This is a genomic window from Actinoalloteichus fjordicus, assembly GCF_001941625.1.
Classification (GTDB): domain Bacteria; phylum Actinomycetota; class Actinomycetes; order Mycobacteriales; family Pseudonocardiaceae; genus Actinoalloteichus_A; species Actinoalloteichus_A fjordicus.
Map to the genome: position 1 here is coordinate 3944309 of NZ_CP016076.1, position 14560 is coordinate 3958868.

Annotated in this window: 10 protein-coding genes and 1 tRNA gene; 4 read left to right on the top strand and 7 right to left on the bottom strand. The window is 69.1% G+C overall.

The window, feature by feature from the left end; all coding sequences use genetic code 11:
* Nucleotides 1-22: 22 nt before the first annotated feature.
* On the bottom strand, nucleotides 23-1180 hold the full coding sequence (locus tag UA74_RS17135) for an NAD-dependent formate dehydrogenase (RefSeq protein WP_075741173.1): 1158 nt from the start codon (nucleotides 1178-1180) through the stop codon (nucleotides 23-25).
* A 394-nt stretch (nucleotides 1181-1574) separates the two neighbouring features.
* Between UA74_RS17135 and UA74_RS17140 the strand changes: the two genes are divergently transcribed.
* The gene (locus tag UA74_RS17140) at nucleotides 1575-2045 is read left to right on the top strand and encodes an RpiB/LacA/LacB family sugar-phosphate isomerase (protein WP_075764887.1); all 471 of its coding nucleotides are present in this window, start codon (nucleotides 1575-1577) and stop codon (nucleotides 2043-2045) included.
* 49 nt (nucleotides 2046-2094) lie between these two features.
* On the top strand, nucleotides 2095-3438 hold the full coding sequence (locus UA74_RS17145) for an MFS transporter (RefSeq protein ID WP_075764889.1): 1344 nt from the start codon (nucleotides 2095-2097) through the stop codon (nucleotides 3436-3438).
* Nucleotides 3439-3825: 387 nt separating this feature from the next.
* Here UA74_RS17145 and argG read toward each other — a convergent pair whose 3' ends face one another.
* The gene (gene argG, locus UA74_RS17150) at nucleotides 3826-5274 is read right to left on the bottom strand and encodes an argininosuccinate synthase (RefSeq protein ID WP_075741177.1); all 1449 of its coding nucleotides are present in this window, start codon (nucleotides 5272-5274) and stop codon (nucleotides 3826-3828) included.
* Between the two features lie 253 nt (nucleotides 5275-5527).
* On the opposite strand from argG, the gene UA74_RS17155 reads away from it, so the two are divergent.
* Entirely contained in the window at nucleotides 5528-6037 is a 510-nt protein-coding gene (locus UA74_RS17155) for a hypothetical protein (RefSeq protein WP_157434264.1), read from the top strand.
* A 138-nt stretch (nucleotides 6038-6175) separates the two neighbouring features.
* Here UA74_RS17155 and UA74_RS32015 read toward each other — a convergent pair.
* Nucleotides 6176-6258: transfer RNA gene (locus UA74_RS32015), tRNA-OTHER, on the bottom strand.
* Nucleotides 6259-6391: 133 nt separating this feature from the next.
* On the opposite strand from UA74_RS32015, the gene UA74_RS32020 reads away from it, so the two are divergent.
* Nucleotides 6392-6538 carry a hypothetical protein gene (locus tag UA74_RS32020; RefSeq protein WP_157434265.1) on the top strand — a complete coding sequence of 49 codons (147 nt, stop codon included), beginning with the start codon at nucleotides 6392-6394 and terminating at the stop codon, nucleotides 6536-6538.
* A gap of 988 nt (nucleotides 6539-7526) precedes the next feature.
* Here UA74_RS32020 and UA74_RS17160 read toward each other — a convergent pair.
* The 4 genes from UA74_RS17160 to UA74_RS17175 all read right to left on the bottom strand — a co-directional run bounded on the left by UA74_RS17160 (nucleotide 7527) and on the right by UA74_RS17175 (nucleotide 14517).
* Entirely contained in the window at nucleotides 7527-8828 is a 1302-nt protein-coding gene (locus UA74_RS17160; protein WP_075764893.1) for an MFS transporter, read from the bottom strand.
* A 12-nt stretch (nucleotides 8829-8840) separates the two neighbouring features.
* The gene (locus tag UA74_RS17165; RefSeq protein WP_075764895.1) at nucleotides 8841-9641 is read right to left on the bottom strand and encodes a thioesterase domain-containing protein; all 801 of its coding nucleotides are present in this window, start codon (nucleotides 9639-9641) and stop codon (nucleotides 8841-8843) included.
* Nucleotides 9634-12801, bottom strand: coding sequence for a non-ribosomal peptide synthetase (locus UA74_RS17170; protein ID WP_075764897.1), 3168 nt, complete (start codon nucleotides 12799-12801; stop codon nucleotides 9634-9636). The genes UA74_RS17165 and UA74_RS17170 overlap by 8 nt, the downstream gene beginning before the upstream one ends.
* A 147-nt stretch (nucleotides 12802-12948) precedes the next feature.
* The gene (locus tag UA74_RS17175) at nucleotides 12949-14517 is read right to left on the bottom strand and encodes a carbamoyltransferase C-terminal domain-containing protein (RefSeq protein ID WP_075741181.1); all 1569 of its coding nucleotides are present in this window, start codon (nucleotides 14515-14517) and stop codon (nucleotides 12949-12951) included.
* Nucleotides 14518-14560 lie beyond the last annotated feature (43 nt).

The window sequence follows — 14560 nt, forward strand, 5'->3', positions numbered from 1 at the left end:
CCACCGTGAGCAGGACCTCAGGTCACGTCGTGTACGACCGAGATCCCGACCCGGCCAGGTGCCCCTGGTCGACGATCAGATACTCGTCACGGATCGGCGTTCCCGCCAGCCAGTTCTCCAGGATCTCCCGCGTGGCGGCGGCATATCGCGCCTGTGCCGACAACGTCGTTCCCGAGACGTGCGGGGTCATGCCCTGATGCGGCATGTTCCGCCAGGGGTGGTCGGCAGGCGGCGGCTGCGGGTACCACACGTCGCCCGCGTAGCCCGCGAGGCGACCGCTCTCCACGGCCCGGACCACGGCGTCTCGGTCGCAGATGGCGGCGCGCGCGGTGTTGACGAGGTAGGAGCCTCGCTTCATCGACCCGATCAGCTCATCGTCGAAGAGCCCCTTCGTCTCGGGATGCAGCGGCGCATGGATCGACAGCACGTCGACGGCGGACGCCAGCGAGCGGACGTCCTCGTGAAAGACCAGGTTCAGTTCCTCCTCCAGCTCGATGGGCAGCCGATTCTTGTCCGTGTAGTGCAGCGTGACGTCGAACGGCGCGAGTCGGCGCAGGACGGCGACGCCGATGCGGCCCGCCGCCATCACCCCGACCGCCATGCCCTCGAGGTCGTAGGAACGCTGCGCGGCGTCGGCGATGTGCCAGCCCCGATCGTCGGTGACCAGGCGATGCGCGGGCAGGTAATCCCGGACCAGGGCCAGGATCTGCATGACGGCGTGCTCGGCGACGCTGATGCTGTTCGAGTACGTCGCCTCCGCCACCGTGACCTTGTTCTCGACGGCGGCCTTCAGATCGACGTGGTCCGAGCCGATCCCGGCGGTGATCGCGAGCCTCAAGCGGGGCGCCTTCGCGATCAGGTCCGAGGTGAGGTAGGCGGGCCAGAACGGCTGCGAGATCACCACGTCGGCGTCGGGCAACTCCCGCTCGAACACCGAGTCGGGACCTTCCTTGTCGGAGGTGACGACGAACTCGTGTCCGGCCCGTTCGAGGAAGTTCCGGAGCCCGAGACCCCCCGAGACGCTGCCGACCAGTTCGCCAGGGCGGAAGTCGAGGCCCTCGGGCGTGGGCGTCGACTGACCGTCGGGATAACGATCGATCGTCGGGATGTCGTCCCGCGCATATCGCGGCGGAAAGCCGTCTGCCGGGTCGTCGTAGAGGACGCAGAGAATCTTCGCCATGTGCTTCTTCCTCCTCACACGCGGACTGTCTTCCTGCCTACCCACTGACCGCGGCCGACAATCATCGCGCGATGCTGCCCCGTCGTGCCGACGGACCACTGCCGAGCGCAACGGCGCCCGTGACCTGGCACGAAAATGTCCTGGAGCTGTCGGAATCCGACCGGTGGTCCGACGGCGACGGTCCGACTCCGATCGCGGTCCGCGAGGGCGAACCGGCACAGAGCGGCCCCACGGTGTCGCACCGGCCTGCGTGTGCCGACCGTCGTCGCTGAATCCGCGCCGATAGACGACCGATGCCCCGGCACTCTGGCAGCTCTGAAGACGACAGCCCTGAAGACGACGGGCCCGAACACCGCCGGGTCCGAACACGCTGCGCCGACGGGAAGGACCGACCATGAGGATCGCGCTGGGCAACGACCACGCTGGCTACCCGCTCAAGAATCACGTCGCCTCGGTGCTGCGTCGTCTCGGCCACGAGGTCGCCGATCACGGCACCGAGGACGACGCGCCGGTGGACTTCCCGGACATCACCTTCGCGACCTGCGACGCGGTCCGTCGAGGCGAGGCGGACCGAGCCGTGCTGGTGTGCGGCACGGGCGTCGGCGCCGTGATGGCGGCGAACAAGATCTCGGGCATCCGCTGCGCACTCGGACACGACGTCTACTCGGCGCACCAGAGCGTGGAGCACGACGACGCCAACGCGATCGCCATGGGCGCGTGGCTGATCGGCCCGGCGACCGCCGCCGAGGTGCTGGAGTCCTTCCTCGGCGCCCGCTTCGACGACGACGCCGACACGATTCGACGGGTCGCGAAGCTGCGCGAGCTGGAGCTGCGGTCGGCACGGGAGCTGACCGCATCCGACTGAGCTCCTTCGGTCAGCACCGCCGATCCAGCAGAGCGAAGGAGTCAGGCCCATGACAGCGGACGCCGACAGCAGACGCCGCGCGGCACACGGGACACCCGGAAAGCTCAAGACGGCACTGGCCTCGGCGGCCGGGACCTGCGTGGAGAACTACGACTTCATCGCCTACGGCACCGCCGCCGCGCTCTACTTCGACGACGTCTTCTTCCCCGAGTTCGACCCGGTCGTAGGCACTCTGTTGTCGTTCGCGACCCTCGGCGTCGGCTTCTTGATGCGCCCGATCGGCGGGGCACTCGGCGGCTATCTCGGCGACCGCTTCGGCCGCAAGCCCGTCCTCGTCGCGGCCCTGCTGGTGATGGGCGTCGCCACGATGCTGATCGGCTTCCTGCCCACCTACCAGCAGGTCGGCATCTTGGCGCCGATCCTGTTGCTGCTCATCCGGATCATCCAGGGACTCGCCTTCGGCGCCGAGTGGGGCGGCGCCGTGACGATGGCCTTCGAGCACGCGCCGTGGCGACGACGAGGCCTGTTCGCCTCGATTCCCCAGGCGGGCAACCCGCTCGGCATCGCGCTGGCCAACATCGCCTTCCTCGCCTCGGTGGCCCTGGACGGCGACTGGGCCTGGCGCGTGCCGTTCCTGGCGAGCAGCGTGCTCATCGTCGTAGGGCTCGTCGTCCGGCTGAAGCTGTCCGAGTCGCCGGAGTTCGAGGAGAGCCGCGACCAGGGAACGCTGGTGAAGAACCCGTTGACCTCGGTGATCAGGAACGACTGGCGCAACATCCTGCGGATCATCGCCCTGCGGGTCGTCGAGTCCTGCGCCTACTACCTGACGGCCACCTATCTGCTCGCCTATGTCACCGGCCGGGACGCGGGCGACCGACCCGCCGCGCTCACCGCGCTGGTGGCGGCGAGTCTGCTGGCCGTGGGAGTCACGGTCTTCGCGGGCTGGCTCACCGACCGCGTCGGCAGACGCCGCGTGTACCTCACGGCCTGCCTGCTGGCGATCGGGTTCGGCATCCCGATGTTCCTGTTGGCCAACGCCGCCACGCAGGTGTCCCTGCTGCTGGCGATGGGCATCGGCATCGGTGTCATCCATGCCCTGCTCACCGGCACCCAGGGTGCGTGGTTCGCCGAGCTGTTCCGGGCGAACACCCGGACCTCGGGAGCGTCGATCGGCTATCAGGTGGCGGCGTCGATCGCGGGCTTCGCCCCCTTCGTCGCCGTGCTGTTGGAGAACGAGTTCGGTTGGGGCGGCCCGGCGAGCTTCTACCTGTTCGTCGCCTCGATCGGCATCGTGGGCGTGCTGGCGACGCAGGAGACCTGGAGCGCCGCCCGCCGCGCCGAGGTGGAGGCGTTCATCGCGACCGATCCGCAGCAGGGGGCGGGAGATCGGTGAGGATTGGTCATCGGCATCACCCCGTCTGACCATGGACTCGATGAGCGGCAGCGCCGTTGCACAGGCAGGCACTGTGGAGATGTCGACTCGCGCTGCCGTTCCCTACCCAGCCCGAGCACACCGCCACAGCCCTCGCCGGAGACCAGCCGGACGATCACCGCTGCCTGCGGCGAGAGGTCGGCATCGAAACCGTGGCCGCCTTCCCGCGCGTGCAACGGGAGTCGACGCGTGTCGTCGGCTCCCGCGACCACGACAGTCCGGTGCACGCCTGTCGGTGTGCACCGGACCGCCCGGACAGTCGAGCCGCAGTGGCTTCGGAAGGTACTCGCTCGCGGGCGGCGCACGTCGTGCCGGCAGTGAGCACCGGCCCTCCGCTCGACCCACCGCTCAGTCGGTGCCGAACTCCATCGCGGCCCGGTCCAGGATCTCGTCGTCGCCGGAGACGGTGCCTCGGGAGGCGATGGCCTGGGCCCCGCCCTGCGGCATCGCGCCGATCAGCCCCGTGGCGGCGGCCTGCGCGGCGCCGGTGAGCGCGGGCTGGGTGGTGCCGACCAGACCGAGGACGGCGTACTGCTCGAGTCGGGCGCGGGAGTCGGCGATGTCGAGGTTGCGCATGGTGAGCTGGCCGATCCGGTCCACCGGGCCGAACGCCGAGTCCTCGGTGCGTTCCATCGACAGCTTGTCCGGGTGGTAGCTGAAGGACGGGCCCGTCGTGTCGAGGATCGAGTAGTCCTCACCGCGCCGAAGCCGCAGCGTCACCTCGCCGATGACGGCGGTGCCGACCCAGCGCTGCAGCGATTCGCGCACCATCAACGCCTGCGGGTCGAGCCAGCGGCCCTCGTACATCAGCCTGCCGAGGCGCCTGCCCTCGTTGTGGTAGTGGGCGAGCGTGTCCTCATTGTGGATGGCGTTGACCAGCCGCTCGTACGCCGCGTGCAGCAGCGCCATCCCCGGCGCCTCGTAGATGCCGCGGCTCTTGGCCTCGATCACCCGGTTCTCGATCTGGTCGGACATGCCCATGCCGTGCCTGCCGCCGATCGCGTTCGCCTCCAGCACCAGGTCGACCGGGGTGGCGAACTCCTTGCCGTTGATCGAGACGGGCCTGCCCTGGTCGAAGCCGATCGTCACGTCCTCCGTCTCGACCTCGACGTCCGGGTCCCAGAAGCGGACGCCCATGATCGGGTTGACGGTCTCGATGCCGGTGTCGAGATGCTCCAGCGTCTTGGCCTCGTGGGTGGCGCCCCAGATGTTGGCGTCGGTCGAGTACGCCTTCTCCGTGCTGTCCCGGTAGGGCAGCTCATGGGCGAGCAGCCACTCCGACATCTCCTTGCGACCGCCGAGCTCGGTGACGAAGTCCGCGTCGAGCCACGGCTTGTAGATGCGCAGATTCGGGTTCGCGAGCAGCCCGTAGCGGTAGAAGCGCTCGATGTCGTTGCCCTTGAAGGTCGAGCCGTCGCCCCAGATCTGGACGTCGTCCTCCAGCATCGCCCTGACGAGCAGCGTTCCGGTCACGGCGCGGCCGAGCGGCGTGGTGTTGAAGTACGCACGCCCTCCCGAACGGATGTGGAACGCACCGCAGGTGAGCGCGGCCAGCCCCTCCTCGACCAGTGCGGCGCGGCAGTCGACCAGGCGGGCGATCTCGGCGCCGTAGGCCAGCGCCCGGCCCGGTACGGAGCCGATGTCGGGCTCGTCGTACTGACCGATGTCGGCGGTGTAGGTGCAGGGAACCGCGCCCTTGTCGCGCATCCACGCGACTGCGACCGAGGTGTCGAGACCACCGGAGAAGGCGATGCCGACGCGCTCGCCGGCGGGCAGGGAGGTGAGGACCTTAGACACGAGGACGAATTATGCACGATCCTGAATTTTCATGCAAGCCCGACCGCGCAACGCCGCCCGATGCCCGAGCCGCAGCCGAACCGGACCCCGACAGCCCGGAGTGCGCCGACGGGTCGCGGCCGTCCGGACGACGGAGGCCGAGACGAACGATCTGTGGCGGAAAATTTCCAACCAGATATGACGGTCGTGGCAACCTCGGCGGTCAAGCATGCGTCTCAACTCATGAAGGACCATGACCGACAGGAGGACCGCAATGAATCGACGTAGCGTGCTTGTGCCCGCGATGCTGGCAGCCGGCGGCCTGTTCCTGGCCGCGTGTGGACAGACCGAGTCCGATCAGGATGCGGTGCCTGCGGACGACACCGCCGCCGAGGCTCCGGCGAGCGGCGGCCTGACCGAGGACAGCACCCCGTCCGACGACGGCAGCCCGACCGACGCCAGTGGAGCGGCCGATCCCACCGGTCCGGGCGAGGACGGCTTGGAACCGGTCGACTGCGGCGAGATCGAACTCGACGCGGGCACCACGCACAACCTGATCGCCCTGCCCTCGGCGGGCGGCGTGGTCGGCTGCACCGAGGCGTTCAACGTGATCGACGAGTTCATCCAGCTGCCCGACGAGGAGAAGGCGGAGGCCGCCCTCGGCAACGTCGAACTCTCCGACGGCTGGTCCTGCACCATCGACGACGGTGCGACGGCCGGGGTCGGCTGCGTCCAGGGCCAGATGGCGGACGACTTCGAGTTCGCCTTCCAGACCCAGCCGTGATCGGCGGGCTGGGCGGTGGCGACGGCGACCGGCCTGCCAGAGCACGTCGTCGCAGATGCAGGCAGCGATCGGGTCTGAGCTGAGCCTCGAGATCGGCGTGACCGAGCAGCTCCGTGGTCGGCGACGGCGTTCGGGGATCGGGCGCGGTGAGATTCGAACTCACCGCGCCCGGCCCTGTCGTCAACGGACAAGCCAATCCGGCGGCGATGACCTCCGCACCCGATCACCTTTCGTCGCTCGATCAGTGCAACTGTCAGCGATTCGGATGAATGATCTTGACGATGGGCTGAGCCGATCCGCATAATCGTCCACCGAAACGGCCGCACCCCGGCGGCTATTATCGATCGGAGCGGAATGTCTCGCCTTCTCGGTGCTCTCGCCCTCGCCGCCGCAGCCGCCTTCGCCACCACCGTCCCGGCAGCTGCCGCAGGCCCCTGCGACCATCTCACGCCCGATACCTACGCCTACGTCGAGTGCCTCAACAAGCACAATTTCGGCTGAGCACGACGGGCAGCGAACCGCACTCGATCACACGGTTGACCTGCTACGAGACGAATTCCGACCGCGTGATCGCGACGTGATCCGCACCCGACGCAGGACTCCCGGCAGTTCGGAACAATGGATCGGCCCGAACGCCGGGAGGGCCCGTCGATCAGATCGAACGGCCTTGGGCCATCGAGTTCTTCCGCACCAGCCGACGACACCCCGCCGCCACAAATTCTCACCGGACCGAAAGGAGAAGAAAGGCGGGACGGCAGGGCAGCCGAAGACGACGGCGTCGCCACGATCGCGGCCTGTTGATCGACGCGCCCGTTCCAGCATCGAATGACGGCCGTCGTCGTCGTCGTATTCTCGAATCAATTTCAGGTCTGTGTCGTTCCGTGCCCGGTGCCTCACGGCAGGACCTGCTCGACGAGTTCCGCCACCGGCCGTCCAGGGCCGCCGAGATCGGCGCCTTCGGTACGACCGGGCATCGTGTCCCGGGGCTCCTCCGCCCGCCGGGCACCGCCGGCACCGAGGAGCACTATCCGACAGGCGTGACGAGCACCCGGCCGTGATCGCCTGCATCGACGCGTGCGTGCCCGGCGACGCCGGCCGGGACCATCCCGGGCGATCTCCCCGTCGACTGCACGGATACACCTCGCCTCTTGCGTGATCGCGTGGCCGGTCTGCCGGTTCGCGGCTGCGCCGACCAGGTCCGGTCGGTACCCGGCGATGTCTCGGCGCAGTGGTCGAGGCGCCGCAGGTGCAGGATCGTCCGGCTCCTGATCGACGCGTGCACCGCCGCTCGTCTCGCCGCGCGGCCGAGCGGAGACGAAGCGGAACCCGGCCGTGTCGCGGGCAGGCCGAGGCCCGCAGTCGTGGTACCGCCCGGCAGTCACCCGGATCACGGCACGCTCCTCGCGAGCGGCGGGCCGCGACGGCGGGCGGCCGGGCATCGAGAGGAATGCACCGCCCGCCGCCGTGTCCGCCCGGGGAGGACGTGTCGTCACGCGGCCGGGGCGGGCTCCACCACCGCCGCAGGCATCGTCCGGAGCCTGCTGACCGGCGAGAGGATCAGCCCGATCACGACGGCGGCCGACCCGATCGCGGCCACGATCAGGGCGTTGCGGGCACCGACGGCCTCGGCGAGCAGTCCTGCGACCAGGCCGCCGAGCGCGCCGCCGCCGAACAGCAGGGTGCGGAAGCAGGCCGTCATGCGGCCCATCATCGACTGCGGCGTCAGGGTCTGCCGCAGCGCCACGATGATCACCCCCGCGATGCCCAGCCCGAGGTAGGTGGTGAAGAACGAGGCGATGAACATCGCGATCATCACCGGTCGGGGCCCGGCGGCCAGCACGATCAGCAGCGGCCCGAGCAGCAGGCCGCTCTGTGCCACGAAGTACGTCGGCCCGATCGGGAAGCGCGCGACGACCCGTCGCGACACGACCGCCCCGATCAGACCGCCGACCGAGGCCGTGCCGAAGATCAGGCCGAGCGTGGTGGAGTCGAGGCCGATCGTGCGCGTGCCGTAGAGCAGGAACATCGTCCACGTGGTGATCATCGAGAAGTTGCAGCAGAACCCGATGAGGGCGAGCCACCGCAGCAGCGGCTTGCCGAACACCCAGACCAGGCCGTCCTTCAGCTCGCGGGACGCGCGCCGCTCCGGCACCGCCACGGGCTTGGGCTCCTTGGCGCCGATGAGCATCAGCGAGACGATCGACAGCAGGTAGGTGCCGGTCTGCGCGAGCAGCGCGATCGGCGGGGTCAGCCACGCCACGACCACGCCTGCGATGCCGGGCCCGGCGACGTCTGCCGTGGACGAGCTGATGCCCATCTTGGAGCTGGCCTCGACGTAGTGCTCCGGACTCTTCACCAGCGTCGGCACGTACGACATCCAGCTCAGGTCGAACAAGACCGACGCCACGCCGATGAGACAGGCGATCACCAGCAGTACCGGCACGGACAGCAGATCAGTCACCCAGAGTAACGGGACGAGGGCGATCAGCACCATCCTGGCCAGGTTCGACCACAGCATCACCCGTCGCCTGCGCACCCGGTCGACCCAGATGCCGAGCAGCAGCGCCAACACAAGGTAGGGCGCGAGCTGCACGAACCGCAGGTAGCCGACCTGGCTGTCGGTGGCGTCGAGCGAGTAGATCGCGGTCAGCGGCAGGGCGAGGATGGTCACCTGGGTGCCGAGCAGGGAGACCGTCTCGCCCACCCAGAACTTCATGAAGTCCGGGTTGCGCCAGAGGCTCTTCTGCCGGGTAGGCGGCGTCTCGGCCTGGTCGGGGTCGATGATGGACACGGTGCTGGTCTCCTAGTCGCCGAGGCGCTTGCGAACGAGCCTGCTCAGCTCGAGAAGGCTGTCGCCGGTCCAGATGGAGTGGTGGGTGCTGCCGGGGACGGTGTGCTCGACGAGGTCCGGCAGGAACCTGCCCCACCGCATGTCCTCGGCGGGCGAGTGCTCCGCCAGGACGTGTATCGAGGGCCCGGCATGGCTGCCGGTGACCTCGATCGAGTAGAACCCCGCCAGATGCGCGCGGAACACCGCGTACTGCTCGCCGAGCAGATAGGCGTCGAGTTCCTCCGGGAGGATGCCCGCGTCCTCGACCTGCTCGAACGCCGTGTCGGGGTCGACGTCGGCGGCCCAGGTCGCGGCCAGCTCGTCCAGGCCCGGCGGCGACTCGGCGGACGTGCCCGCCATGTCCAGGACGAACCGGCGCAGGATCTCCTGCTCTGGCGGGAGGTCCGTCACCTCCGGGATGCCCGCGTCCACCAGCACCAGCTGGTCCACGACGTCGCCTGCGGCGGTGAGCCGTTTCGCCATCTCGAACGCCACCAGGCCGCCGAGGGACCAGCCGAGCAGCAGGTACGGCCCGCCGGGGTGGAATTCGCGGAGGACGTCGGTGTACTCGTCGGCGAGCGCGGACAACGACCGCACCGGAGTGCGGTCGTTGTCGAACCCCGGAGCTTCGAAGCCGTGCACGGGCCGGTCGTCGTCGAGCAGCCGGGCGAGGCCCGCGTAGGCGTATGCCGAGCCCGACACCGCGTGCACGCAGAACACCGGCGGCTTCTCGCCCCCGGTGCGCAGCGGCACGAGCCGTTCCAGGTCAGCCATTCGTCCGCGCCCGCACCAGGTCGTCGATGGTCTGCGAGATCGCGCCGACGGTGGCGTTGCCGTACAGCAACCGCACGGTGATCCGGATCTTGAAGGTCTTGTTGATCCGGCTCACCAGGCGCAGGGCCTGCAACGAGTTGCCGCCGATGTCGAAGATGCTGTCGTTGCGGCCGATGCGCTCGACGCCCAGCACTTCGGCGAACCGCTTCGCCACCTCGATCTCGGTGTCGGTCTGCGGCTCGGCCAGTTCGCGGTCGCCGTCCTCGTCGACCGGGTCCGGCAGCGCGTTGCGATTGATCTTCCACCCGTCGTTGTTCATCGGGAAGCGGTCCAGCGCCACCCAGGCGGTGGGCACCATGTAGTCCGGCAGCGACTCCGCGAGGTGGTCGCGCAGTGCCGAGGACGACGGCGGCTCGGCCACCGACGTGTGGTAGCCGACCAGCCGGTTCTCGCCGCGTCGGTCCGGGCGCATGAGCACCACGGCGCGCAGCACGCCGGGATGGCCCTGCAACGCGGTCTCGATCTCGCCGAGCTCGACGCGCAGGCCGCGCAGCTTCACCTGGTTGTCGATGCGGCCGAGGAACTCGATCTGGCCGTGCTCGCTCCACCGCACCAGGTCCCCGCTGCGGTAGACCGTGCTGTCGGGGTCGAAGGGGTCGGTGACGAACTTCTCGGCGGTCATCGCAGGCTGGTTGAGGTAGCCACGCGAGAGACCGCCCTCGGCGCCGCCGATGAGCAGTTCGCCGTTCACGCCCTTGGGCACGAGGTTGTCGAACCGGTCGACGACGTAGACCTGCCGGTTGAGCTGCGGGCGGCCGATCGGCGGCGGCGTCGTCCACTCGATCTGCTCGACGTGGTACTCCGTCTGGCCGATCGCGCACTCGGTGGGGCCGTACAGGTTGAGGTACTTGCGGCCGGGCAGGTTCCACTTGTTGACCAGTTCCGGCGGCAGCACCTCCGCACCGCCCATGACGTACTTCAGGTCCGGATACGGCTCGGGTTCCATCACCGACTGCATCGCGGGCGGCAGGCCCGCGTAGGTGACCCGCTGGTCACGCAGGAGCGCCGTCAACGCCTCCGGCGACTGGGCGTCGTCGGGCGAGACGGCGACGATCCGCGCCCCGACGAGGAACGCCGTCCAGATCTCGCCCTGCGACATGTCGAAGTTCAGTGCAGGCAGCTGGAGCAGCCGGTCCTGCGGGCCGAGGTCGAACGTTCGCCGGTAGGCCTCGCAGAAGAAGGACACCGCCCGGTGGGCGATCATGACGCCCTTGGGGGTGCCGGTGGAGCCGGAGGTGTAGAGCACGTAGGCCAGCGACTCCCGAGTGGTGGCGTCCGGCAGCGGCTCGTCGGCCGGGGTGTGCTCGACGGCCGCCCAGTCGGCGTCGATCAGGACCGTCGCCCACCCGTCGGCCTCGGGCAGCCGGTCGGCGAGGGCGGCGCGGCTGATCACGACCGGCGCGGCGGTGTCGCGGATCATGAAGTCGAGGCGGCCTGCAGGCACCTTCGGGTCCATCATGGCGAACGCGCCGCCCGCCTTCAGCACGCCGAGCATCGCCACGTAGGCGTCCAGGTCGCGGTCGATGACGATCGCCACCACCTGGCCGTGCGTCACGCCCAGCGTCCGCAGATGCCGGGCGAGCAGGTCGCCGCGCCGGTCCAGCTCCCCGTAGGTCAGCTCCGCGCCTCGGCACACCACCGCCACCGCGTCCGGCGTGGCCCGCGCGACCTCGGCGAAGGCCACGTGCAGCGGCAGCTCGGAGTACTCGGCCGCCTCGCCGCGCCCCCACTCCATCAGCTCGACCCGCTCCGCCGGGGTCACCACGGGCAGCCTGGACAGCGGCTGCGACGAGTCGCCGGACGCCGCCGTCACGACCGACCCGATGTGGTCGAGCAGCGCCTCGATCCGCCACTGGTCGAACAGGTCGGTGGAATACTCCACGACCGCGCGCAGCGAGTCGCCGGACTCCACGAAGTCGATCGCCATGTCGAACCGGGAGCCGGTCGAGGCCAGCGAGATCGGCTCGGCCTCGATGCCGGGCAGGTCCAGCGCACCGCCGGAGTTCGCGTCGCCGAGCAGCTGCATGGAGACCTGGAACAGCGGGTTGCGGCCGGGCACCCTTACCGGCTGCACCCGGTCCACCACCAGGTGGAACGGCACCTCCTGATGCTCGTAGAGGTCGAAGTTCGCCTCCATGGTGCGAGCGAGCAGCTCGGCGAAGGTCGGGTCGCCCGACAGGTCGGAGCGCAGCACCACCATGTTGACGAACAGGCCGACGACCGTCTCCTCCTCGGGGTCGACCCGGCCCAGCATCGGCACGCCGACGGGGACGTCCTCCTGGCCCGTGTAGCGGCTGAGCACCACGTTCAGCGCGGAGACCAGCACCATGTAGAGCGAGACGCCGTGCTCCTCGGCCAGCCTGCGGGCCGCGATCAGCAGTTCGTCCGGCAGGTGCCGGGTGATCGAGTGCGCCCGCCTGGTCGGTGCGGGCGGGCGTGGCCGGTCGGTGGGGAACTCCAGGGTCGGGAGGTCCCCCAGCCGCTCCGCCCAGAACGCCAGCTCCTCGTCCAGCGTCTCGCCGTGCATGTGTTCGCGCTGTGCCCGCGCGGACTCGGTGAACCGCGAGCCCGGCCCGTCGAACGCGGGCTCGCGCCCCTCGGTGAGCGCCCGATACGCCTCGGCCAGCTCGGCGTTGACGATTCCGGACGACCAGCCGTCGGTGATGATGTGATGCACGTTCTGCAGCAGCACGTGGTCGTCCTCGGCGAACGCGAGGACGCGGTAGCGGTACAGCGGTCCGTTCTCCAGATCGAACGGCGTGGTGGACATCTCCTCCAGCGCGGCCTCGATCGCCCGCTCACGCCCGTCGTCGGCCAGGCCGGGATGCGCCTCGACCTCCAGCGCCACCTCCGACGGCGCGGTGAGGACCTGGTACGGCGTGCCCTCCGAGGAGCGGATGGTGACCCGTAACGCCTCGTGCCGCTCGACCACGATGCTCAGGCATCTCTGCAGCACCGGCACGTCCAGCGGTCCGCGCAGCCGGGCCGCGAGCAGGATGTTGTAGGTCGTCAGGCCCGGGGTGAGCTGGTCGAGGAACCACAGTTGTTCCTGACCGAAGGACAGCGGTGCCTGGGTGACGGAGTGCGTGGACGTGGTCATGTCGGGTGCTTCTCCCCTTGCGAAGTGTCAGACGGCACGCATCGCGCGCCGCGTCCGCAGACCGGACGCGGCGCGGCCGACAAGCGATCGCCGAACAGCCGTGATCTGTCGAAGTCCACCGTCGATCCGAGATCCGAACGGATGCCTTCACGCCCTGCGCGGCGTCACGAACACGTCGTTGACGACGTAGCCGTCCAAGCCGTGCTTCTCGCCGTAGGCGAGCAGGTCGCTGGTGCGATTGATGAATCCGCGTCCGTTGTTGTTCAGCGAGGTGTTGCACAGGACGCTGAAACCGGTGATGTCGCGGAACGCCTCCAACACGTCGACGATGCGACCGTTGCGCTCTCGGGTGACCGTCTGCGTGCGGGCGCTGCCGTCCACGTGCGTGACGGCCTTGAGCCGATCGCTGGTCACCCGGTTGAAGAAGAGCATGTACGGGTCGACGACCGAGCCCGCGAACCACCGGTGCGCGTCGGACTCCAGCGCGATGGGGGCGATGGGGCGATACCCCTCCCGACGCTTGATCGCGTTGAGCCGCGCCGTCGTCTCCTCGGTGAACGGCGCCGCGAGGATCGACCGGTTGCCCAGCGCACGCGGGCCCATCTCGTACCGGCCCGCGGCCCAGCCGATGATGTTGCCCTGTTCGACGTAGCGGGCGACCTCGGCGGGCACCAGGGGGCGCACCTCGTACTTCGCCAGGTCCGGCTGGACGTCCTCGACGAACTCCTCACCCGAGTAGACCGACCACTCGATGGTCGCGTCACCGGTGTAGTACCACTGGGCGTCGATGCCGGTGCCCAGCGCGGAGCCGCTGTCGTTCGGGCACGGCGGAACGAACACCGACTCGAACAGGCCGCTCTCCCGCCACTGGGCGTTCCAGTCGCAGTTCAGGCCGCAGCCGCCGGAGATCAGCAGCGGCAGGCCCTCCTTCATGTGCTCCGAGGCGTAGTCGTAGAACATGTCGAAGATCGCCTGCGAGTGCTTGGCCGCGATGTTGCGGTACTCCTGCGACTCGACGCCCTTGTCGTAGACGTGCGACCAGGACATCTCGTCCTTGGACAGATTCAGGATGATCTGCTGCTGTCGCAGGATGAAGTCGATGGTCTCCTTCTCTTCGGCGGTCGTCGGGCCCTGCTCGGCGAAGGCGGTCAACGCCATCTGCTTGCCCGCGTCGTTGTAGCGGAACAGACCGGTGCCCACGGGAAAGCTCGGGTCGGCCAGGGCGAACAGGTAGGCGTACTTGTTGCCGGGGTCGGCGAGCACGTGCTTGAGGTGCGTCGGCCTGCCCTGCTCGTCGATGCGGTAGAAGTCGCCGATGTTCCCCTCCCACACCAGCGAGTAGTAGGCCTGCCCGGTGGCTCGCGGGGCCATGCCCAGCGAGGTGTAGATGTGCGATCGCTCGTGGGTGGAGGAGAAGTAGCGCACCTTCTTCCCGAAGAAGGTGCCCTCCTCGTCCGAGGTCGACCCGTCGCCGACGCCGAAGTAGCCGGTCCTGGACGGCGGCTCCACGGAGTGGAAGCCCTTGACCCAGCCACCCAGGGCCACGACGTCGGGCACCCGGTCGAGCAGTCCGGCCGCGCGCGCCATGACCTCCCCGGTCAGCCGGTCGTAGCGCGGGTAGTTGTCCTTCTCGGCCTCCAGGGCGAACAGCAGTCTGCCGTCCTCGATGGCCGTGATTCCTCCGTCGTGCCCCTCTTTGAGCGAGAGAATCAGCATGATCGCGTCGTCACCTTCTTGTTCGTATGCGGAGGGCGGTGCT

Bases quoted from the DNA above. Each gene is read 5' to 3' on its own strand.
- UA74_RS17135 (WP_075741173.1), bottom strand. From the start codon at position 1,180: ATGGCGAAGATTCTCTGCGTCCTCTACGACGACCCGGCAGACGGCTTT.
- UA74_RS17140 (WP_075764887.1), top strand. From the start codon at position 1,575: ATGAGGATCGCGCTGGGCAACGACCACGCTGGCTACCCGCTCAAGAAT.
- UA74_RS17145 (WP_075764889.1), top strand. From the start codon at position 2,095: ATGACAGCGGACGCCGACAGCAGACGCCGCGCGGCACACGGGACACCC.
- UA74_RS17155 (WP_157434264.1), top strand. From the start codon at position 5,528: ATGAATCGACGTAGCGTGCTTGTGCCCGCGATGCTGGCAGCCGGCGGC.
- UA74_RS32020 (WP_157434265.1), top strand. From the start codon at position 6,392: ATGTCTCGCCTTCTCGGTGCTCTCGCCCTCGCCGCCGCAGCCGCCTTC.
- UA74_RS17165 (WP_075764895.1), bottom strand. From the start codon at position 9,641: ATGGCTGACCTGGAACGGCTCGTGCCGCTGCGCACCGGGGGCGAGAAG.
- UA74_RS17170 (WP_075764897.1), bottom strand. From the start codon at position 12,801: ATGACCACGTCCACGCACTCCGTCACCCAGGCACCGCTGTCCTTCGGT.
- UA74_RS17175 (WP_075741181.1), bottom strand. From the start codon at position 14,517: ATGCTGATTCTCTCGCTCAAAGAGGGGCACGACGGAGGAATCACGGCC.